23 protein-coding genes are annotated in these 19,158 nt (G+C 67.7%); 16 read left to right on the forward strand and 7 right to left on the reverse strand.

The annotated features are described in order from the left end of the window. Window positions 1-4: 4 nt before the first annotated feature. The 3 genes from ACZK13_RS14105 to ACZK13_RS14115 all read right to left on the reverse strand — a co-directional run bounded on the left by ACZK13_RS14105 (window position 5) and on the right by ACZK13_RS14115 (window position 1,763). Window positions 5-1,042, reverse strand: coding sequence for a LacI family DNA-binding transcriptional regulator (locus ACZK13_RS14105; protein WP_032129774.1), 1,038 nt, complete (start codon window positions 1,040-1,042; stop codon window positions 5-7). Between the two features lie 149 nt (window positions 1,043-1,191). Continuing rightward, entirely contained in the window at window positions 1,192-1,467 is a 276-nt protein-coding gene (locus ACZK13_RS14110) for a BolA family protein (protein WP_434060509.1), read from the reverse strand. Continuing rightward, entirely contained in the window at window positions 1,464-1,763 is a 300-nt protein-coding gene (locus ACZK13_RS14115) for a YciI family protein (RefSeq protein WP_032129789.1), read from the reverse strand. The genes ACZK13_RS14110 and ACZK13_RS14115 overlap by 4 nt, the downstream gene beginning before the upstream one ends. 375 nt (window positions 1,764-2,138) lie before the next feature. Here ACZK13_RS14115 and ACZK13_RS14120 point away from each other — a divergent pair, with 375 nt between their 5' ends. Genes ACZK13_RS14120 through ACZK13_RS14130 form a run of 3 tightly spaced genes read left to right on the forward strand, consistent with a single transcriptional unit; the run spans window position 2,139 to window position 5,575 of the window. After that, entirely contained in the window at window positions 2,139-3,044 is a 906-nt protein-coding gene (locus ACZK13_RS14120; RefSeq protein ID WP_006456456.1) for a segregation and condensation protein A, read from the forward strand. Window positions 3,045-3,057: 13 nt separating this feature from the next. Beyond that, complete coding sequence (scpB, locus tag ACZK13_RS14125; protein WP_125894427.1) at window positions 3,058-3,933, forward strand: SMC-Scp complex subunit ScpB; 876 nt, start codon at window positions 3,058-3,060, stop codon at window positions 3,931-3,933. Next, entirely contained in the window at window positions 3,926-5,575 is a 1,650-nt protein-coding gene (locus tag ACZK13_RS14130; RefSeq protein WP_253143587.1) for a pseudouridine synthase, read from the forward strand. Before scpB ends, ACZK13_RS14130 begins: the two co-directional genes overlap by 8 nt. Before the next feature lie 116 nt (window positions 5,576-5,691). Here ACZK13_RS14130 and ACZK13_RS14135 read toward each other — a convergent pair whose 3' ends face one another. Then, window positions 5,692-6,480: an AraC family transcriptional regulator gene (locus tag ACZK13_RS14135; protein ID WP_253143588.1), complete on the reverse strand. Its 789-nt coding sequence runs from the start codon at window positions 6,478-6,480 to the stop codon at window positions 5,692-5,694. A 90-nt stretch (window positions 6,481-6,570) separates the two neighbouring features. Between ACZK13_RS14135 and ACZK13_RS14140 the strand changes: the two genes are divergently transcribed. Next, a complete protein-coding gene (locus ACZK13_RS14140) occupies window positions 6,571-7,698 on the forward strand; it encodes an MFS transporter (RefSeq protein WP_478481840.1) in 1,128 nt (375 codons plus the stop codon). A 95-nt stretch (window positions 7,699-7,793) separates the two neighbouring features. Continuing rightward, on the forward strand, window positions 7,794-8,087 hold the full coding sequence (locus ACZK13_RS14145; protein ID WP_049401115.1) for a hypothetical protein: 294 nt from the start codon (window positions 7,794-7,796) through the stop codon (window positions 8,085-8,087). On the opposite strand, the gene ACZK13_RS14150 is transcribed toward ACZK13_RS14145, so the two are convergent. From ACZK13_RS14150 to ACZK13_RS14160, 3 genes are all read right to left on the reverse strand, one after another. Continuing rightward, entirely contained in the window at window positions 8,074-8,508 is a 435-nt protein-coding gene (locus ACZK13_RS14150; RefSeq protein ID WP_253143590.1) for a hypothetical protein, read from the reverse strand. The genes ACZK13_RS14145 and ACZK13_RS14150 overlap by 14 nt on opposite strands. Before the next feature lie 103 nt (window positions 8,509-8,611). Then, complete coding sequence (locus ACZK13_RS14155; RefSeq protein ID WP_253143591.1) at window positions 8,612-9,418, reverse strand: amidohydrolase; 807 nt, start codon at window positions 9,416-9,418, stop codon at window positions 8,612-8,614. A 14-nt stretch (window positions 9,419-9,432) separates the two neighbouring features. Beyond that, window positions 9,433-10,581, reverse strand: a complete 1,149-nt coding sequence (locus ACZK13_RS14160) for a pyridoxal phosphate-dependent aminotransferase (RefSeq protein ID WP_032129783.1) — start codon at window positions 10,579-10,581, stop codon at window positions 9,433-9,435. On the opposite strand from ACZK13_RS14160, the gene ccmA reads away from it, so the two are divergent. From ccmA to ACZK13_RS14215, 11 genes are all read left to right on the forward strand, one after another. Beyond that, entirely contained in the window at window positions 10,571-11,398 is an 828-nt protein-coding gene (gene ccmA / locus ACZK13_RS14165; protein WP_478482526.1) for a heme ABC exporter ATP-binding protein CcmA, read from the forward strand. The genes ACZK13_RS14160 and ccmA overlap by 11 nt on opposite strands. Next, complete coding sequence (gene ccmB, locus ACZK13_RS14170; RefSeq protein WP_478481841.1) at window positions 11,395-12,090, forward strand: heme exporter protein CcmB; 696 nt, start codon at window positions 11,395-11,397, stop codon at window positions 12,088-12,090. Before ccmA ends, ccmB begins: the two co-directional genes overlap by 4 nt. 43 nt (window positions 12,091-12,133) lie before the next feature. After that, window positions 12,134-12,904: a heme ABC transporter permease CcmC gene (gene ccmC / locus ACZK13_RS14175; RefSeq protein WP_006378253.1), complete on the forward strand. Its 771-nt coding sequence runs from the start codon at window positions 12,134-12,136 to the stop codon at window positions 12,902-12,904. Continuing rightward, window positions 12,901-13,089, forward strand: coding sequence for a heme exporter protein CcmD (locus tag ACZK13_RS14180; RefSeq protein ID WP_032129786.1), 189 nt, complete (start codon window positions 12,901-12,903; stop codon window positions 13,087-13,089). Before ccmC ends, ACZK13_RS14180 begins: the two co-directional genes overlap by 4 nt. Continuing rightward, the gene (gene ccmE / locus ACZK13_RS14185; RefSeq protein WP_032129787.1) at window positions 13,086-13,547 is read left to right on the forward strand and encodes a cytochrome c maturation protein CcmE; all 462 of its coding nucleotides are present in this window, start codon (window positions 13,086-13,088) and stop codon (window positions 13,545-13,547) included. Before ACZK13_RS14180 ends, ccmE begins: the two co-directional genes overlap by 4 nt. Then, entirely contained in the window at window positions 13,548-15,467 is a 1,920-nt protein-coding gene (locus tag ACZK13_RS14190) for a heme lyase CcmF/NrfE family subunit (protein WP_253143593.1), read from the forward strand. It abuts the gene before it with no gap. Window positions 15,468-15,475: 8 nt separating this feature from the next. Then, a complete protein-coding gene (locus ACZK13_RS14195) occupies window positions 15,476-16,093 on the forward strand; it encodes a DsbE family thiol:disulfide interchange protein (protein WP_125894442.1) in 618 nt (205 codons plus the stop codon). Window positions 16,094-16,097: 4 nt separating this feature from the next. Further along, a complete protein-coding gene (locus ACZK13_RS14200) occupies window positions 16,098-16,547 on the forward strand; it encodes a cytochrome c-type biogenesis protein (RefSeq protein WP_253143594.1) in 450 nt (149 codons plus the stop codon). Beyond that, window positions 16,541-17,530, forward strand: coding sequence for a tetratricopeptide repeat protein (locus ACZK13_RS14205; protein ID WP_253143595.1), 990 nt, complete (start codon window positions 16,541-16,543; stop codon window positions 17,528-17,530). Before ACZK13_RS14200 ends, ACZK13_RS14205 begins: the two co-directional genes overlap by 7 nt. A gap of 138 nt (window positions 17,531-17,668) precedes the next feature. Next, on the forward strand, window positions 17,669-18,781 hold the full coding sequence (gene metX, locus ACZK13_RS14210; protein WP_125894446.1) for a homoserine O-acetyltransferase MetX: 1,113 nt from the start codon (window positions 17,669-17,671) through the stop codon (window positions 18,779-18,781). Further along, entirely contained in the window at window positions 18,782-19,126 is a 345-nt protein-coding gene (locus tag ACZK13_RS14215) for a DUF1294 domain-containing protein (protein ID WP_253143596.1), read from the forward strand. The last annotated feature ends 32 nt before the right edge of the window (window positions 19,127-19,158 follow it).

Below are 19,158 nucleotides of genomic sequence, written 5' to 3' on the forward strand. Positions count from 1 at the left end.
GGCTTCAATGGCCCGATGGCGGAGTGGTGGAATCGCGAACTATCAAGCGGGGAACCAGGGTCTGCTTGTCCCCTGTCCCGTCCGTGGAGGTGCCGTCCATCAACTGCAGCAGGCGCGTCATGGCCCGGTCGCCGAGCTCGGCGATGCTGACCTGCATGGTGGTCAGCGACGGGTGGACGAAACGCGCCAGTGGAATGTCATCGAAACCCGCCAGGGCGACATCGGTCGGAACACGGACACCGGCCTGCGTGAATGCATACAGGCATCCCAGGGCCATCATGTCGTTGGCGGCGAACACGGCATCAGGCAGCGCTCCGGCTGCCAGCAACTCCTGACCGGCGCGATGGCCGGAAGCTTCGTCGAAATCACCGGGCAGCTCGATGCCCTCGGCGCCACCGCCAAAAGCCGCCAGCGCGTCACGGAAGCCGCGCAGGCGCTCGCGCGCGTCGAAGTTGAGATCCGGGCCAGAAATGAAAGCGATGCGACGGTGGCCGGCGTCAAGCAGATGGCGGGTCATCGCCATCGCACCGGCATGGTCGTCGATGCTCAGCACCGGGTGGTCCTGCCCGGGCAGATAGGTGTTGATCAACACCGTCGGCAACGACTGCGGCAGGTTGTCGGTCAGGAAACCGGGGCTCTCGGCATAGGGCGAGAGCACCAGCAGGCCGTCGACGCGGCCGCGCATGGCGCGCAGGGCCGCGCCCTGCTGCTCCTGGTCACCGTGGTAGCTGGACACCAGCAGGTGCTGGCGACGGCTACGGGCGACATTGTCGATGCCACGCATCAGTTCGGAGAAGAATTCGCCGTACAGGTCAGGCAGTACCACGCCCACCGTATTGGTGCGGCGGCTGCTCAGGCTGCGGGCGGCGGCGTGCGGGGTGTAACGCAGCCGTGCGGCCACCTCCAGCACAAGCTGGCGGACCGGTTCGGCGACATTTTCATGCCCGTTGAGCGCGCGGGAAACCGTGGCCACGGAGACCCGGGCTTCGCGAGCGACGTCTTTGATTGTGATAGCTGCCTTGTTCACGAAGCCGCCCTCCACGGCTTGGACCTACCAGCATTGGCGCGGAATGTAAGCGTTTCCATCTGGGCTTGTAAACAGTCCGTTAGGCGAATGTCCCGAAATGGACATGGAAATCTGTCTGCAGCGAGCCCCCGCAGGGACCCGCCAGGACAGCGTGGGACAAGGGCTCAGCCCTGTTCTGACGGGGTCTGCGCGCGGATGGACAACGCGTGGATATCGGTCTCCATCATCGTCCCCAGCGCGGCGTACACCGCGCGATGCCGGGCCAGCGGGCCCAGTCCGGCGAAGCGTTCACTGACCACATGTACGTTGAAATGGCCGCGGCCATCGCGCGCACCGGCATGGCCGGCGTGGCGATGGCTGTCGTCCTCGATCTCGAGCACGCTCGGCGCCAGCGCATGCTGCAGCGCATCACGCATTCGCGAGATCCGTTCCGCGTTCACGGCAACACCTTCCGGAACGGTCGCACCTGCACGCGGGTGTAGACGCCGGCGGCCACGTACGGGTCGGCGTCGGCCCAGGCCTGGGCCTGCAGCAGCGACTCGAACTGCGCGATCACCACCGAGCCGCTGAAACCGGCCGGGCCGGGGTCTTCACTGTCCACCGCCGGGCAGGGGCCGGCCAGCAGCAGGCGTCCCTCGTCGCGCAGCGCGTGCAACCGCGCCAGGTGTTCCGGCCGCGCCTGCAGCCGCTGCGCCAGCACATCCTGGCCGTCATACCCTTCGATCACATACCACACCGGCATTTCCTCGCTTGCGTTGTCGGGTCCGCAGATTCTAGCCAATGCGGCCCCTGCCCCGGCCCGGCTGGACACTGGCGCAACAAAGGCTTACCCTAGACTCCATTGCACGTGGCTGGATGCAGCAGCCCGTCGGTTTTTGCGGCCAACGCAGCCCCCGACGACCGTCCCGCTGCTTCAAACCGGACCACCTGGCCGGGCCACGTAGACGACCTCCCCGTAGTTCCGTCGCTGCCGTTTCCTGCGGCGCGTCCTGCTGTTTGATATGTGTGGAATCGCGCCGATCCCGGCGTGTCTGGTGCCCTGGGGCTCCGTGGCGTTGGCCCGGCGAACCCGGTGCCGCGACTGGTCCGTTGCAATCCTGATGTCCATTAGATGACTTCCGAACTCGCGCTCGACGCGAACCCGCCAACCCGGCCGCCCGCCCCCCAGCAGCAGGAAATGCCGCTGGCCGTGGTGCATGGGCAACCGGTCCTGCAGATTCCGCAGGACCTGTACATTCCGCCGGACGCGCTGGAAGTCATCCTGGATGCCTTCGAAGGCCCGCTGGACCTGCTGCTGTACCTGATCCGCCGCCAGAACCTGGATGTCCTGGACATTCCCGTCGCCGAGATCACCCGGCAGTATGTGGAATACATCACCGTGATGCGCGAGCTGCGCTTCGAGCTGGCCGCCGAGTACCTGGTGATGGCCGCGATCCTGGCCGAGGTGAAGTCGCGCATGCTGCTGCCGCGCCCGGTCAGCGAGGAAGGCGATGAGGCCGACCCGCGCGCCGAGCTGGTGCGCCGGCTGCAGGAATACGAACGTTTCAAGCAGGCCGCCGAGGACATCGACGCCCTGCCCCGCCAGGACCGCGACACCAGCCTGGCCCATGCCTTCATGCCCGAACGCGCTACGGTGAAACTGCCGCCGCCGGTGGACCTGAAGGAGATGCTGCTGGCGCTGCACGACGTGCTCAAGCGCGCCGAGCTGTTCAGCGGCCACGCCATCAAGCGTGAGGCACTGAGCGTGCGGCAACGCATGGGCGAAGTGCTGGGACGCCTGGAAGATGGCAAGTTCTATCGTTTTGAAGGCTTGTTCACGGCCGAAGAAGGCAAGCTGGGCGTGCTGGTCACGTTCCTGGCGGTGCTGGAACTGGCCAAGGAACAGCTGCTGGACATCGTCCAGGAAGAACCGCTGGCGCCGATCTACGTGAAATCGCTGGCCGCCGGCAACACCAACGCCCCGCTGCAGTTCAGCAGCGAGTTCGACGACAACGACGCCGCCAATGCAGACGAGTGAGCGCTGACTGCCGATGGATCAATTGCTGATCAACCGCATTGTCGAAGGTGCGCTGCTGGCCTCCAGCCAGCCGCTCACCCTGGCCCAGCTGAAGGACCTGTTCCCGGAAGAGGAACCGGCACCGCCGGGCAGCATCGAACGCGCACTGGAACGCCTGCGCGAAGCCTGCGAAGGCCGCGGCGTGGAACTGGTCGAGGTCGCCTCCGGCTTCCGCTACCAGGTCACCGGCGAAGTGCATGGCTGGATCAGCCGGCTGTGGACCGAACGCAAGACCCGTTACACCCGCGCCACCCTGGAAACCCTGGCGCTGATCGCCTACCGGCAGCCGATCACCCGCGGCGAGATCGAGCAGGTGCGCGGCGTGGCGGTCAGCAGCAACATCATCCAGGCGCTGGAAGAACGCGAGTGGATCCGCGTGGTCGGCCACCGCGACGTACCCGGCAAGCCGGCGCTGTTCGGCACCACCAAGGGCTTTCTGGATTATTTCGGCCTGAAGCGATTGGATGAGCTGCCGCCACTGTCGGAACTGAAGGACCTGGGCGAGCTGGAACCCCAGCTGTCCCTGGACCGCGATGCACCGGCAACGGCAAGCGCCGACGGTCCTGACATCTCGGCCGGCGACGAAGGCGCTGCCGCGAACGATGATGCCGGCCTGGCCGGCAGTGACACCCCCGATTCCGCCGACGCAGCCCCTGCGCCGGCTTCCGATGAGCAAGCACCTTCGCCCCTCGATGATGGGCACCCCGATTCCGCGCCGGGCGAGCGCGCGGTGCCAGTGAACGAACGCGAAGACAACGCCGTCGCGATGACGACCGTGGCTGTTGACCAAGCCGATTCCGAACCAGAGGCCGACCCCGAAACCGTCGGCCGGAGCAAAACTGATGAGTGACACCCCTCGCAAGCTGTCGTTGAACAAGCTCTCGCTCAAGCGCGAAGCCACCTCCGAACAGTTCAAGTTGGAAGAACGCCTGCACAAGGTGCTGGCACAGGCCGGCCTTGGCTCGCGCCGCGCGCTGGAACAGCGCATTGCCGAAGGCCTGGTCAAGGTCAACGGTGAAGTCGCGCAGACCGGCATGTCGGTCAAGAGCGGCGACAAGATCGAACTGGATGGCCGTGGCTTCGTCGCCACCGCCCTGGCCGAGCCGTCGCGCGTGCTGGTCTACAACAAGCCGGAAGGCGAAGTGACCACCCGCGATGATCCGGAAGGCCGCCCGACCGTGTTCGAATCGCTGCCGCCGCTGAAGGGCGCGCGCTGGATCGCGATCGGCCGCCTCGACATCAACACCACCGGCCTGCTGCTGGCCACCACCGACGGTGAACTGGCCAACGCCATGATGCACCCGTCGTTCGAGGTCGAGCGCGAATACGTGGTGCGCGTGCGCGCGCCGGAAGGCGAGGAAAAGGTCTCCGACGCCATCGTCGACCGCCTCACCCGTGGCGTCGCGCTGGAAGACGGTCCGGCCAAGTTCGACGAGATCGAACGCATCGGCGGCACCGACTCGCACGACTGGTTCCGCGTCGTGGTGAAGGAAGGCCGCAACCGCGAAGTGCGTCGCCTGTGGGAGTCGCAGGGCTGCCAGGTCAGCCGCCTGAAGCGCACCCGCTACGGCAAGGTGAGCCTGCCGCGCGAACTGGCCCGTGGCCATTCAGTGGAACTGGGCACCGCGCAGGTTGAAGCCCTGCGCGCGCAGCTGAAGCTGGAAGAAGGCGCACCGTCGGCACTGACCCTGCAGCCGGTGATCGGCCAGCGCCGCGCCGCCAAGACCACCGTGCGCGTGCGCGAAGGTGGCCGCGGCAACGCCTACGTCAACGGCCACAACACCGCCGACGAAGGTCGCGAGCTGCGTCGCTTCGACAACGTGCGCGAAGACCGCGGCCGTGGTCGCGGCGGCAAGGGCGGCGGCTTCAAGGGCGGCCTGACGGTCAGCGGCGAAGCGGCGGCCAAGCAGTCGCAGAAGCCGTTCAAGCAGCGTGCCCAGAAGAACGATCGTTCGCTGCCGGAAGGCAACCCGGCCGCGTTCCGCACCTGGTACGTGCCGGATGGCGTGAGCACCGGCCCGAGCGGCCATCGCAATGCCGGTCCGGGCGCACGTGGCCCGGGTGCCCGTGGTCCGGGCGCAGGCGGCCAGGGCCGTCCGTACGGCAAGCCGAAGGGTCCGGGTGCTGGCGCCGGTGGCGGCCAGGGCCGTGGCGGCTTCGGCGGTGAAGGCCGTGGCGGCGCAGGCGGCCAAGGTCGTCCGGCCGGCGCGGGCAACCGCTCGCAGGGCCAGGGCAACAAGCACCCGTACGGCCATCCGGGCAATGCCCCGAGCTTCCCGTCCGACCACGCCACCCCGGGCTTCACCCCGTATGGCAGCCCGAAGCCGGCGCAGGGCGCCCGTCCGGGCGGTCGCGGTCCGGGCGGTGGCAACAACCGTGGCCCGGGCGGTAACCGTGGTCCCGGTGGTCCGGGTGGCAACCGAGGCCCGGGCGGCCCCGGCGGCAACCGCGGTCCGGGCGGCCCGCGCCGCAGCGGCCCGCGCGGCGGCTGATCAGCGATCCGACTGAAATGAAAAACCCCAGCTCCGGCCGGGGTTTTTCTTTAAAAAGGGGACGGAGGGGATTAAGTCGTTTTTGCCACGGCGTGTGTCGAAGGGGCGAAAGCGACTTAATCCCCTCCGTCCCCTTTTGCGTGGCGCTGGAACGCGGCGGGTGTGGTGCCGGTCATGCTGCGGAAGAAGGCGATGAACGGGCTCTCGGCGGAGAAGCCGGTGTCCTGCGCCACATGCGCGACGCGATGGCCGAGCAGCAGCAGCTCCATGGCCCGCATCAGGCGCCATTGCTGGCGCCAGGCCTGGTAGCTCATGCCGGTATCACGCTGCATCAACCGGCCGACGGTACGCGCGCTCAGGCCCGTGCGCGCAGCCAGCTCCCCCAGTTCGGGCGGCAACTGTTCGGCCAGCGGCAGGCAACGTGCGATCCGCGGATCACTCGGCAGAGGCAGGTCCATCGGCGCCACCGGTGCAGCGGCGATTTCCAGCACGCACAACGCCAGTTGATGGTGTGCGCGCGGCGACTGCCAGTCATGGTCGAACGGTGCCTGCGCGATCGGCTCCAGCAAGGCCTGCAGCAGCGGGCCCACGCCGATGATGGCCGGCTGGCGGGGCAGTTGGGCCGACAGGGTGGCATCGAAGTACAACGAACGGTAGTCGACCGCCTGGCGCATCTGCGCGCGATGGCGCAGCCCACCCGGAATCCACGCTGCGCGCGCGGGCGGCAGCAGGCTGATGCGATCACCGTAGGTCAGGCGCGTACAGCCCTGCCGGGTGTACAGCAGCTGCGCGCGCGCATGCTGGTGCCAACCCGAGTCGTGATCGGCCAATGAGGCCGCGATACCCAGCACCGGAGCGCCCCAGGCATCGGCGTCGAAGTGCGCATCCGGCTGCAACCAGGCCATGTCTGATTTCATGCATTCGATGACAGGATAGACAGAGTGCGCCATTGCGGACGCAACCACAATGCGCGGCCCTGTTTCTGGAGCGCCCGCATGTCGCGCCGCCTGTTGCTGCTCACCATTGCACTGCTGATGTTTCCGCAGTTGGCACAGACCCTGTACAGCCCGGCCCTGGCCGATCTGGCCGAACGCTTCGCCCTGCCGCCGAGTGCCGCCAGCCAGGCCATGAGCCTGTACCTGTTCGGCTTCGCTGCAGGCGTGCTGCTGTGGGGGCGCCTGGCCGATCGTATCGGTCGTCGCCCCGCCCTTCTCTGTGGCCTCGGCGTCTTCGCAGTGGCTGCACTGGGCGGGCTGATGGCTGGCAGCTTCGGCCAGGTGCTGCTGGCCCAGGCGTTGGCCGCAGTCGGCGCCGCCGCCGCTTCGGTGGTCACCCAGACCGTGCTGCGCGACCATCTGCAGGGGCCGGCATTGGCGCAGGCATTCTCCTGGATCGGCATGGCCCTCGCCCTGAGCCCGGCCATCGGTCTTGCACTGGGCACGCTGCTGGTCACCGCCAATGGCTATCTCGGCGTACAGTCCGGCCTGCTGCTGATAGCTGCCCTGCTGGCAGTCGCATGCCTGGCTGGCCTGCGCGAAAGCCGCCCTGCACAGATCCCGCACACGCTCATGCTGCCGCTGCTGCGGGAACTGCTGCGCGATCGCTGGATCTGGTCACACGCGTTGCTGGTGATGGCCTTCAACGTGGCGATGTACAGCTGGTATGCACTCGGCCCCTTCGTGTTTGCGCGCCTGCACTGGCCAGCCACCTGGTTCGGCGCCAGCGGCGCGGTGCTGGCATTGGGCTCGGCACTGGGCGCGTGGGGCAATGGCCGCCTGCTGCGTGCAGGCGTTGCCGCAACCACGCGCATCCGCATCGCCGCAGGCCTGGTTCTGACGGGAGGCCTGCTGGCCGCGCTGCTGCATGATCACCCTGCCCTGGTCGCGGCGATGGTGCCGGTGGTGACGGGCTTCGGCCTTGCCATTCCCAATGTGCTCGGCCAGGCCCTGCGCGGCTATCCGCATTGTCTCGGCAGCGCAGGCGCGCTCTTCGGCCTGCTCTACTACCTGTTGATCGGTGCGGCAATGGCGCTGGTCGGTGCAGTGCAGCTGCTGGCACCGACCCTCATCGTGTGTGGCCTGCTGGCCTTGTGGCTGCAGCGGCGGCGTCCCGCTGCAGCCTAGGAATTGCTGCAAAAGCAGCGCACTGTGCGCGGCTTCCGGGAACGGCTTTGATTCCCTGGCTATCGTGCGCGCTCTCCCACACCAGGCAGATGCCCATGATCACCATTACCGCCGAACAGGCCCGCGCCAACGCCGATGCCGCCAAGCGCCCGATCGAACTGTTCTACCGCGACCTCGACAACGCCATCCAGATCGGCTCGGAGAATGGCCGCCGCTATCTCGTGTTCGGCTTCAGCCAGGTGATGGCCAGCGAGCAGCTCGTCGAAGACGTGACCGCACAACTGCTCAAGAATGGTTTCGGTGTCGAACGGTTGTTGAGCGATTCCGAACAGCACTACATCCGCATCAGCTGGGGATCTGCCGAGCCGTCGCGCCTCAGCGCCGGCTGAGGGTGAACGCGGTGCCGTCCACGCCCAGGTCCCAGCCCTTGCCGGTACCGGACAGGGCCAGCGAGATGTCGCCCTTGGTCATCACCTGCGCGTTGCTGGACTTCACCGCACCGGCGTGCGCACCCACCGAGGCGTAAGTACCCAGTAGTTCGTTGACGCTGACCGCGCCGGTGAAGCTGCCACGCCCGTTGGTGATCTTCGACTTGCCCACGGTCAGGCCGCCGCCCTTCATCTGGATGCGCACCGGCATGCTGGCGCCGTTGCTGCAGGTGACCGTGCCATTGCCGGAGGCGGTCTTGTAGATCAGCGACCAGCCGGACAGGTTGTAGCGCAGCTGGCAATCGAGGTTGCCGGCGGCGTGCGCGGCCGGGGCCAGCGATGCGGCGGACAGGGCCAGCAGCAGGGCGAAGGGCGTGTTCATGGCAGGACTTCCAGTTCGGTCGGACTGGCGGCGAATCTAGCAGCGCGCGCGTGCACGTTGAATGCAGGCGCGCGTGCTGGTGCGGCGGCGTTCAGGCCATCGCTCAGGCCTGCTCGTCCAGGTGGAAGGCATCGGCATCAAGCATCGCCGGGAAGCGCGCACGGTGTGCGGCCAGCGCCTCGGCCGAGATGGTGGTGGTGACCACCTGTTCGCGCTCGCGGATTTCCACCTGTGGCTGGCCGAGGAAGTCGATCACCGCGCTGTCACCGGCGTAATGCAGCTGGTTGCCATCGACGCCGACACGGTTCACCGCGGCAACGAAGCACAGATTCTCGATCGCACGTGCACGCAGCAGTGTCTTCCACGCATAGGCACGTGCCGACGGCCAGTTGGCGACGAAGATCTGCAGGTCGAAATCCAGCTGCTGTGGACGTTCAACGTTGTAACGGTTGCGGCAGAACACCGGGAAACGCAGGTCGTAGCAGACCTGCGGATTGATCCGCCAGCCCTTCCATTCCACGCTCAGGCGCTCGCGACCGGCCGCATAGCGCTCGTGCTCGCCGCCATAGCGGAACAAGTGGCGCTTGTCGTAGTACTGCAGCTCGCCGTCGGGCGTGGCGAACAGCAGGCGGTTGTAGACGCCCTCGCCCTCGCGCAGCTGCACGCTGCCGATGACCGCCGCGTTCAAGGCCTTGGCCTGCTCGCGCACCCAGGCCACGGTCGGGCCGTCCATGCCTTCGGCCTGGGCGATGGCGTCGTTGGAGAAGCCACTGGTGAAGGTCTCCGGCAGGACCACCAGATCGGTGGTGCCGGCCAGCGGTGCCAGCAGCGCGCCGTAGTACTCACGGTTGCCCGCCGGGTCATGCCAGCGGGTGTCGCCCTGGACGAGGGAAATGCGCAGGTCCTGCATGTTCACGCCTCCGCTCAGAGCAGGCGCAGGCGTTCGATCGCCGCGTCCATCGTTGCTTCATTCTTGGCGAAGCACAGGCGCACCAGGCGCTGGCCGGCCGGCGGGTTCTCGTAGAACGGCGACAGCGGAATGGCAGTGACGCCCTTCTCGATGGTCAGCCACTTCACGAACTCATGGTCCGGCAGGTCGCTGATGGCCGAGTAGTCGACCAGCTGGAAGTAACCGCCCGGCACCGGCAGCGCCTTCAGCCGGGTGCTGGCCAGCTGTTCGCGGAAGCGATCGCGCTTGGCCTGGTAGAACGCACCCAGCTCCAGGTGGTGTTCGGGCTCATCGCGGATCATCGCGGCGAAGCCGTACTGCGCCGGGCCGAAGCTGGTGAAGGTGTTGTACTGGTGCACCTTGCGGAACTCGGCGGTCAGCGCCGGCGGGGCGATCGCATAGCCGATCTTCCAGCCAGTGCAGTGGTAGGTCTTGCCGAAACTGGAGATGACGAACGCGCGCTCGCGCAGTTCCGGGTAGCGCAGCGCCGACTCGTGGCGGCGACCGTCGTAGATGATGTGTTCGTACACCTCATCGGAGATCAGGTAGATCTGCGTGCCGCGCAGCAGCTCGGCCAGCGCCTGCATGTCCTGCGCCGACAGCATCGCACCGGACGGATTGTGCGGGGTGTTGACGATCAGCATGCGGGTACGCGGGGTGATCGCCGCACGCACGCGGTCCCAGTCGACCGCGAACGTCTGCGGATCCAGCGACACGTGCACGGCCTTGGCGCCAGCCAGATCGATCGCCGGTTCATAGCAGTCATACGCCGGGTCGAGCACGATCACTTCCTCGCCCGCACGCACCACGGCATGGATGGCGTTGAAGATGGCCTCGGTGCCGCCGCTGGTGACGGTGATTTCGCTGTCCGCGTCGACCTGCGCGCCGTAGCAGTCCAACGCCTTCTGCGCGATGGCCTGGCGCAGCGGCGCCACACCCGTCATCGGCGGGTACTGGTTCAGCCCGGCGGCCATCGCCCTGGCGGTTTCATCGATCAGGCGCTGCGGTGCGGAAAAGTCCGGGAACCCCTGACCGAGGTTGACTGCGCCGTGTTCGGCGGCGAGCTGGGACATCACGGTGAAGATCGTGGTACCGACCTTGGGCAGCTTGGTGGTGGGTTGCATCGGCCTGGGGATATGGGGAGACAGACCCCTGAGTTTACGCAATCCCTGCTTCGGTAGTGCCGGCCGCTGGCCGGCAACCCCAGGCAATCTGCGACGCTGGGTCGCACCTGCCGGCCAGCGGCCGGTACTACCCTGTGAATTCACCGCTACAATTGCCGCCGCACTCCGGCATGAAGACCTTTGCCCCTTGAACACCCCTGCATTGCTGGCCGCCAGCGGCCTGAGCTTTTCCCGCAATGACGAGCCGGTGTTCGGCCCGCTGGACTTCCATGTGGACGCCGGCGAAGCCCTGCTGGTTCAGGGCGGCAATGGCGCCGGCAAGACCACCCTGCTGCGCGTGCTGGCGGGCCTGGCCCGGCCTGGTGCCGGGCAGGTGCGGATCGATGGCAGGCCGGCCGGCAATGCCGAGCGCGCGCGTTACGTCGCCTACCTCAGCCACCTGCCCGCATTGAAGCCCGATCTGGACACGCTGGAGAACCTGCATTTCCTGTGCGGCCTGCACGGCCGTCGCGCACGGCAGATGCCGGGCAACGCGCTGGCCATCGTCGGCCTGGCCGGTTATGAGGACACTCTCGTTCGGCATCTGTCCGCCGGACAGAAGCGGCGGCTGGCACTGGCACGCATCTGGCTGTCACCGGCGCCGTTGTGGCTGCTCGACGAACCCTATGCCAACCTCGACCTGGAGGGCATCACCCTGGTCAACCGGATGATTTCCGCGCATCTGCGTGCCGGCGGCGCTGCACTGGTCACCACCCACGGCGCCTATGCTGCACCACCGGTGCGTACCCGCCAGCTCGACCTAGGCGGTACCGCATGATCGCGCCAGGCACCGAACCGGGCCTGTGGCAGACCGCAGCGGCCCTGCTCAAGCGCGACCTGCGCCTGCTCTGGCGCCGCCGCGGCGATGCGCTGCAGCCGCTGCTGTTCGCGGTACTGGTGGTGGTGCTGTTCGCGCTCGCCCAGGGCCGCGAACCGCAACTACTGGCCGTCACCGCCGGCGCGGTGCTGTGGCTGGCCGTGCTGCTGGCCGGCCAGCTGTCACTGGATTCACTGTTCCGCTCCGATGCCGAAGACGGCTCGCTGGAGCAATGGCTGCTGGCGCCGGTGCCGCTGGCCTGGCTGGTGCTGGTGCGCGTGCTGCTGCACTGGGCCACCACTGCGCTGCCGCTGATCGTGGTCAGCCCGTTGCTGGCCGAAATGCTGCATCTGCCGCATGACCAGCTGCCGATGTTGCTGGCATCGTTGCTGCTGGGAACACCGTTGCTGAGCCTGATCGGTGGCGTGGTCGCTGCACTGACCGTAGGCATCCGGCGCTCTGGTATTCTCGTGGCGTTGCTGTCGTTGCCGCTGTACGTGCCGGTGCTGGTGTTCGGTGCAGGCAGCCTGGCAGCGGCGGGACGCGGACAGGATCCGGTCGGTGCGCTGCTGATGCTGGGCGCCGGCCTGCTGGTCGCGCTGGTGCTGGCGCCGTTGGCCACCGCCGCTGCAATACGTATTTCTCTGAGTTGACCGAGCTGAGAGCCAATCCACCCCTGCTGGATAGCCGCCACGCATGAATCCGATTGTCCGCTGGTTCCACCAACTCGGTTCGCCCCCCACGTTCGACCGATTCGCTGCCCGCTGGTCGCGGGTGTTCTACCTCGCGGCGGTGCCGGTGCTGCTGGTCGGCATGTGGCAGGCGCTGCTGGTGGTGCCGCCGGAAGCCAAGCAGCTGGACAGCTTCCGCATCCTCTACATCCACGTGCCCAGCGCCTGGATGAGCCTGTTCGTGTTCGCGCTGATGGCGCTGTATGCCGCCATCGCGCTGATCTGGCGGATCAAGGTCTGCGAGATCCTGGCCATGGCCTGCGCACCGATGGGTGCCGGTTTCACCCTGATCACCCTGCTCACCGGCAGCATCTGGGGCAAGGGTACCTGGGGCACCTGGTGGGACTGGGACCCGCGCATGACCAGTGAGCTGGTGCTGCTGTTCCTGTACCTGGGCGTGATCGGCCTGTATCACGCCATCGAAGACCGCCGCAGCGCCGCACGCGCAGCCGGCCTGCTGGCCATCGTCGGCGTCAGCCTGCTGCCGGTGATCCGCTATTCGGTGGACTGGTGGGGCGGCCTGCACCAGCGCCAGTCGATCAACGTGTTCGGTGAATCGGCGATCAGCAGCGCGATGATCGCGCCGCTGTGGTGGATGGTGATCGGCACCAAGTTCTGGTTCGCCGGTTCGGTGCTGGCCAAGGCCCGTGCCGACAATCTCGACCGCGAGGCCGGCAAGGCCTGGGTCGGCGGCCGCGTCGATGCCGCACGTCCGGCCGGGGAGGCCCAGCCATGACCCACCTGCCCTATGTGATCGGCGCCTACGCCGTGTTCGTGCTGGTACTCGGCGCCGATGCCATCGGTTCGTGGCTGCGCCTGCGCGTGGCACGCCGGTTGGCGCTGGCACGCCAGCAGCGGCAGCAGACCCGCGCCGTCAAACAGGACGCTGCGGCGCCGCTGTCGACGGAGCTGGAACGATGACGCCGGTACAACGTCGCCGCCTGGTCTGGGTACTGCTGGCCCTGCTCGCCTCCGGGCTGGCCACCGCGCTGGTGGCGATGGCGCTGGAACGCAACATCGCCTACCTGTACACGCCTTCGGAAGTGCTGCGCGGCGATGTCGATGCGCAGTCGCGGTTCCGCCTGGGCGGCATGGTGGTGAAGGGCTCCTTCAACCGCCCGGTCGGTTCGCTGGAAGCACGTTTTGAAGTGACCGACGGCGATGCCCAGCTGGCGGTGACCACGTCGCGGATCCTGCCGGACATGTTCGCCGAAGGCACGGCGGTGGTTGCCAGCGGCCGCCTGCAGGACGATGTGTTCGTCGCCGACGAGGTGCTGGCCAAGCACGATGAGAAGTACGTGCCGAAGGAAGTGGCCGACAAGATGGGCGACGCACATCGCAAGCACGACGTGCCGGTGACGGCACCCGAGGTGCGCTGAGTGCTGCCCGAACTGGGTCAGATCCTGCTGCTGTGCGCGTTGCTGGCCTCGCTGCTGCAGGCCGGCCTGCCGCTGGTCGGCGCGCAGCGCAACAACAACGCGTGGATGGCGGTGGCACGACCTGCCGCGTTCGCGCAGCTGCTGCTGGTCGCCGGCGCGTTCGCCGTGCTGACCGCTGCGTTCGTGCAGCAGGACTTCTCGGTGCGCTACGTGGCCGAGAACTCCAATTCGCTGCTGCCGATGATCTACCGCTACTCGGCGGTGTGGGGCGCGCACGAGGGCTCACTGCTGATGTGGGCACTGGTGCTGGCGCTGTGGACCGGCGTGGTGGCGCTGTTCTCGCGGCACCTGCCGGCACCGGTGCAGGCGCGTGTACTGGCGGTGATGGGCATCGTCAGCGTCGGATTCCTCGCCTTCCTGATCTTCACCTCCAACCCGTTCCTGCGCCTGAATCCGGCCCCGCTGGAAGGCCGTGATCTCAACCCGCTGCTGCAGGACCCCGGGCTGATCATCCACCCACCGATGCTCTACATCGGGTATGTCGGCTTCGCGGTGCCGTTCGCATTCGCCGTGGCCGCGCTGCTGGAAGGTCGTGTCGACGCACGCTGGCTGCGCTGGACGCGGCCGTGGACCAACGTCGCCTGGGGCTTCCTGACCCTGGGCATCGCGCTGGGCAGCTGGTGGGCCTATTACGAGCTGGGCTGGGGCGGCTGGTGGTTCTGGGACCCGGTGGAAAATGCCAGCTTCATGCCGTGGCTGGTCGGTGCGGCACTGATCCATTCGCAGGCGGTCACTGAGAAGCGCGGCACCTTCGGCAGCTGGACCCTGCTGCTGGCGATCGCGGCCTTCGCGCTGTCGCTGCTCGGCACCTTCCTGGTGCGCTCCGGTGTGCTGACCAGCGTGCATTCGTTCGCTGCAGATCCGTCGCGCGGCCTGTTCATCCTGGTGTTCCTGTCGGTGCTGGTCGGCGGCAGCCTGCTGCTGTACGCGCTGCGTGCCAGCCAGCTCAGCGTGGACGCCGACGATCCGCGCCGTGGCTTCACCGCCACCTCGCGCGAGACCCTGCTGCTGGCCAACAACCTGCTGCTGGCCACCGCCTGCGCGATGGTGCTGCTCGGCACACTGTATCCGTTGCTGGCCGATGCACTGTCGCTGGGCAAGATCTCGGTCGGCCCGCCCTACTTCGGCAGCCTGTTCCTGCTGCTGATGGCACCGATGATCCTGCTGCTGCCGTTCGGCCCGCTGGTGAAGTGGCAACGCGACCAGCCCTCGCGCGCGTTCGCGCTGCTGGCACCCTGGCTGGGGCTGGCGGTGCTGCTGGGTGCGCTGGCCTGGTGGCAGGCGCCGCAGAACGGCTGGAAGGCCGGTCTCGGTGTCGCTGCCGCGGTCTGGGTCGGCTTCGGTACCGCACGTTTCGTCTGGCAGCGACTGCGCGGCAATGGCCGCTTCACCGCCGAAATGCTCGGCATGATCGTCGCCCATGCCGGCATCGCCGTGTTCCTGGCCGGTGCGCTGCTGGTGGAAGCCCTGAACGTACAGCGTGAAGTGGCGCTGGCACCGGGCCAGCAGGTGGTGGTCGGCCGCCACGAAGTACGCTTCGAGGGCGTGGACCATCGCGAAGGACCGAACTTCATCGCCGACCGCGGCCACCTGCGCGTGTTCCGCAACGGCCGCGAGCTGGCCCTGCTGCATCCGGAAAAGCGCCAGTACGCCAGCGGCGGCCAGGTGATGACCGAGGCCGGCATCGATGCACGCCTCGATGGTGATGTCTACGTGGCGTTGGGCGAGCCGCTGGGCAACAATGCATGGGCGGTCCGGGTGCACATCAAGCCGTTCGTGCGCTGGATCTGGCTGGGCGCGCTGTTGATGGCCCTAGGCGGATTCATCACCGCCGCCGACCGCCGCTTCCTTCGTCCGTAGGAGTTTCCATGTCCGAGTCCCCCGCCCCGCGCCCCTCCCGCCCGCTGCCGCCGGTAGCCATCGTGATCGGCGTGCTGTTCTTCTTCGGCCTGCTCGGGCTGATGATCTACGGGGTGATGAAATCGGGCGATCCGCAGCGCGACGTGCTGCCATCGGCGCTGATCGACAAGCCGGCGCCGGCGTTCGCGCTGCCGGTGCTGCACGACCCGGAAATGATCGTGCACAGCGACGAACTGCGCGGCGCGCCTTACCTGTTTAACGTGTGGGGCAGCTGGTGCGCGGCCTGCCGCGAGGAACACCCGGTGCTGACCCGTTTCGCCGAGAGCAAGCGCGTGCGCGTGATCGGCTACAACTGGAAGGATGAACCGACCGATGCCCTGCATTGGCTGGAACAGCTGGGCAACCCGTTCATGGTCGTGCTCAGCGACGTGGAAGGCCGCACCGCGATCGACTGGGGCGTGACCGCCGCACCGGAGACCTTCCTGGTCGATGGCAGCGGCGTCGTGCGCTGGAAGTACAGCGGTGCGATGACCCAGCGCGTGGTCGACGAGAAGCTGATCCCGGCACTGGAGAAGATCGAGAAGGCCCAGGGCAATGCCGGCAGCACGCTGCACACGGCGCCCTGAGCCCATGCGCTGGCTGCTGGCATTGCTGCTTCTGATGCTGCCGCTGGCCGTGCTGGCCCAGCAGCCGCTGCACGATCCACAGCCCCTGCAGTTCCGCGATGGCGCCGAAGAACGTCGCTTCCACGACCTGGCCTCGCAGCTGCGCTGCGTGCAGTGCCAGAACCAGTCGCTGGCCGATTCCAACGCGCAGATCGCCCAGGACCTGCGTCGCGAGGTGCTGCAGCTGATGCAGCAGGGCCACGACGACGCGCAGATCAAGCAGTTCCTGGTCGCCCGCTACGGTGAGTTCGTGCTCTATCAACCGCCTCTGCAGCCGGGCACTTGGCTGCTGTGGGGCGGTCCGCTGCTGGTGCTTGGCGCCGGCGCGCTGGTGGTACTGGGCATCGTCCGCCGCCGTGGCCGCACGGTTGCTGCCGCCCCCGCCAGCAAGACCGATGAAGGAGACGGATGGTGAGCCATTGGCTGCCGATGCTGGCTGGACTAGTGGCCGCACTGATGGCGGCGCTGGTGCTGTGGCCGCTGCGCCACCACGGTCGCCGCGGTTTCGTGGTGGGCGTGCTCGCGCTGGGCGTGGCCGGTGCCTGCCTGTATCTGCTGGTTGGTGATCCGCGTGCCGCACAGGTACAACCGACCCCGTCGGTAGCCACCCTGCGCGATGGCGTGCAGGCCCTGCAGGATGCACTGAAGCGAGACCCGCAGCGAGCCGATGGCTGGACGCTGCTGGGCCGGTCGCAGGCCGAACTGGGCAACGCCGCAGCCGCAGCGGATGCCTTCGCACGTGCTGCCGCTCTCGCCCCGGAAGACCCCGGCGTGCTGGTGGAAGCGGCGCAGGCACGTGCGCAGGCCGATGCCGGCAAGCAGTTCGATGACACCGCGATGGCCTGGTTGCAGCAGGCTCGTGCGCTGGCGCCCGATGCAGAGCGCGCCAGCTGGCTGCTGGGCATCGCCCTGCGCCAGCGCGGAAAGAATGCCGAGGCTGCCGACATCTGGAGCGGCCTGCTGCCACGGCTTGAGCCCGGCGCCGCGCAGGCGCTGCAGGCGCAGATCGCCATCGCCCGTGAGGCCGCCGGCCAGGCGCCCGATGCTGCCGCTGCGGCGCCACCGGCGCTGCTGCAGGTGCGCGTGCAACTGCCTGCGCTGAACAACGCCGAGTGGCCCGCCAGCACCCAGGTATTCGTGCTGGCCCGCGCCGTGGGTGGACCGCCGATGCCGGTGGCCGCACGCAAGCTGCCTCTGGCCGGTTTCCCGGCCACGGTCGGGCTGGGCGACGCAGACAGCCCGATGCCGACCGCACCGTTGTCCGCGCATCGCGAAGTGGAAGTGCTGGCACGCATCTCGCGCAGCGGCAGTGCCAACCGCAGCGAGGACGATCTGCAGAGCGTGCCGGTAAAGGTGAGCCTGCCGCATGAAGGCGTGGTGGAGCTGCGGTTCCCGTAGTGCCGGCCGCTGGCCGGCAACCACGCGGGCGCATCCAGATTCATGAGGTTGCCGGCCAGCGGCCGGCACTACCGGATGCATCGCCGATGGAAACCAGCGTGTCGCCAGCTCCACATGCGGCCCCGCTAGAATGGCTGCATGACCGAATTCATCCCGCCCGGCACCCGCTTCCACGCCCTGCCCTCGCCGTTCCCGTTCAAGCGCGGTGGCGCCCTGCATGGCGCACGCGTGGCCTACGAAACCTGGGGAACGCTGGCCGCCGACGCCAGCAACGCGATCCTGATCGTGACCGGCCTGTCGCCGGATGCACACGCCGCTGCCAATGACGCCAACCCCGCAGTGGGCTGGTGGGAAGGCATGGTCGGCCCCGGCAAGCCGATCGATACCGACCGCTGGTTCGTGGTATGCGTGAATTCGCTGGGCAGCTGCAAGGGCTCGACCGGTCCCGCCTCGCTCAACCCGGCCACGGGCCAACCGTATCGCCTCGACTTCCCCGAGCTGTCGATCGAAGACGGCGCACGCGCCGCCATCGAAGTCGTGCGTGCCCTGGGCATCGAACAGCTGGCCTGCGTGGTCGGCAATTCAATGGGCGGCATGACCGCACTCGCGGTACTGATGCTGCACCCGGGCATTGCGCGCAGCCACGTCAACATTTCCGGCAGTGCGCAGGCACTGCCGTTCTCGATCGCGATCCGTTCGCTGCAGCGCGAGGCGATCCGCCTTGATCCACGCTGGAATGGCGGCCACTACGACGATGCCGAGTATCCCGAGTCCGGCATGCGCATGGCGCGCAAGCTGGGCGTGATCACCTACCGTTCGGCACTGGAATGGGATGGGCGCTTCGGCCGCGTGCGGCTGGATTCGGACCAGGCCGACGACGATCCGTTCGGCCTCGAATTCCAGGTGGAAAGCTATCTGGAAGGCCATGCACGGCGCTTCGTGCGCTTCTTCGATCCGAACTGCTATCTGTACCTGAGCCGTTCGATGGACTGGTTCGACCTGGCTGAGTATGCCGACGGCGACGTGCTGGCCGGGCTGGCGAAGATCCGGGTGGAGAAGGCGCTGGCGATCGGCGCCAACACCGACATCCTGTTCCCGGTGCAGCAGCAGCAACAGGTCGCCGACGGCCTGCGCGCCGGCGGTGCCGATGCGCGCTTCATCGGTCTGGAGTCGCCGCAGGGCCATGACGCCTTCCTCGTCGATTTCGAGCGTTTCGGCCCGGCCGTGCGCGGCTTCCTCGACGCGCTGTAAGTGGCATGGCGGCGTAACCTCGCGCTGGCCGCATTCGGTGCGTTGATCGCACTGACGGTCAGCGGCGTGCTGCCGCTGTGGCTGGGCGGTTGGTGCCTGCTCTCCAGCGCAGTGTCGTTCGGCCTGTACGGCCACGACAAGCGCGCGGCGCAGCGAAAGCAGTGGCGGATTCCCGAGCGCACACTGCAGTTGCTGGCTTTTGCCGGCGGTTGGCCGGGCGCGCTGCTGGGCCAGGCGCTGTTCCGCCACAAGCATCGCAAAGCCGGATTCCAGTGGGTGTTCTGGCTGTGCGTGCTGGCCAACGTGGCCTCGATCGCGGTGATGCTGCGCGAGTTCTCGCGGTAACCCTTCGAATGGGTAGTGCCGGCCGCTGGCCG

Source organism: Stenotrophomonas sp. 99219_Sma (assembly GCF_056480785.1).

Excerpts from the sequence above, each read along its gene's own strand:
- ACZK13_RS14150 (WP_253143590.1), bottom strand. The coding sequence starts at position 8,508 with ATGAACACGCCCTTCGCCCTGCTGCTGGCCCTGTCCGCCGCATCGCTG.
- ACZK13_RS14195 (WP_125894442.1), top strand. The coding sequence starts at position 15,476 with ATGTCCGAGTCCCCCGCCCCGCGCCCCTCCCGCCCGCTGCCGCCGGTA.
- ccmE (WP_032129787.1), top strand. The coding sequence starts at position 13,086 with ATGACGCCGGTACAACGTCGCCGCCTGGTCTGGGTACTGCTGGCCCTG.
- ccmB (WP_478481841.1), top strand. The coding sequence starts at position 11,395 with ATGATCGCGCCAGGCACCGAACCGGGCCTGTGGCAGACCGCAGCGGCC.
- ACZK13_RS14130 (WP_253143587.1), top strand. The coding sequence starts at position 3,926 with ATGAGTGACACCCCTCGCAAGCTGTCGTTGAACAAGCTCTCGCTCAAG.
- ACZK13_RS14180 (WP_032129786.1), top strand. The coding sequence starts at position 12,901 with ATGACCCACCTGCCCTATGTGATCGGCGCCTACGCCGTGTTCGTGCTG.
- metX (WP_125894446.1), top strand. The coding sequence starts at position 17,669 with ATGACCGAATTCATCCCGCCCGGCACCCGCTTCCACGCCCTGCCCTCG.
- ACZK13_RS14205 (WP_253143595.1), top strand. The coding sequence starts at position 16,541 with ATGGTGAGCCATTGGCTGCCGATGCTGGCTGGACTAGTGGCCGCACTG.
- ACZK13_RS14120 (WP_006456456.1), top strand. The coding sequence starts at position 2,139 with ATGACTTCCGAACTCGCGCTCGACGCGAACCCGCCAACCCGGCCGCCC.
- ccmC (WP_006378253.1), top strand. The coding sequence starts at position 12,134 with ATGAATCCGATTGTCCGCTGGTTCCACCAACTCGGTTCGCCCCCCACG.
- ACZK13_RS14160 (WP_032129783.1), bottom strand. The coding sequence starts at position 10,581 with ATGCAACCCACCACCAAGCTGCCCAAGGTCGGTACCACGATCTTCACC.
- ACZK13_RS14135 (WP_253143588.1), bottom strand. The coding sequence starts at position 6,480 with ATGGCCTGGTTGCAGCCGGATGCGCACTTCGACGCCGATGCCTGGGGC.
- ACZK13_RS14155 (WP_253143591.1), bottom strand. The coding sequence starts at position 9,418 with ATGCAGGACCTGCGCATTTCCCTCGTCCAGGGCGACACCCGCTGGCAT.
- ACZK13_RS14140 (WP_478481840.1), top strand. The coding sequence starts at position 6,571 with ATGTCGCGCCGCCTGTTGCTGCTCACCATTGCACTGCTGATGTTTCCG.
- ACZK13_RS14145 (WP_049401115.1), top strand. The coding sequence starts at position 7,794 with ATGATCACCATTACCGCCGAACAGGCCCGCGCCAACGCCGATGCCGCC.
- ACZK13_RS14200 (WP_253143594.1), top strand. The coding sequence starts at position 16,098 with ATGCGCTGGCTGCTGGCATTGCTGCTTCTGATGCTGCCGCTGGCCGTG.
- scpB (WP_125894427.1), top strand. The coding sequence starts at position 3,058 with ATGGATCAATTGCTGATCAACCGCATTGTCGAAGGTGCGCTGCTGGCC.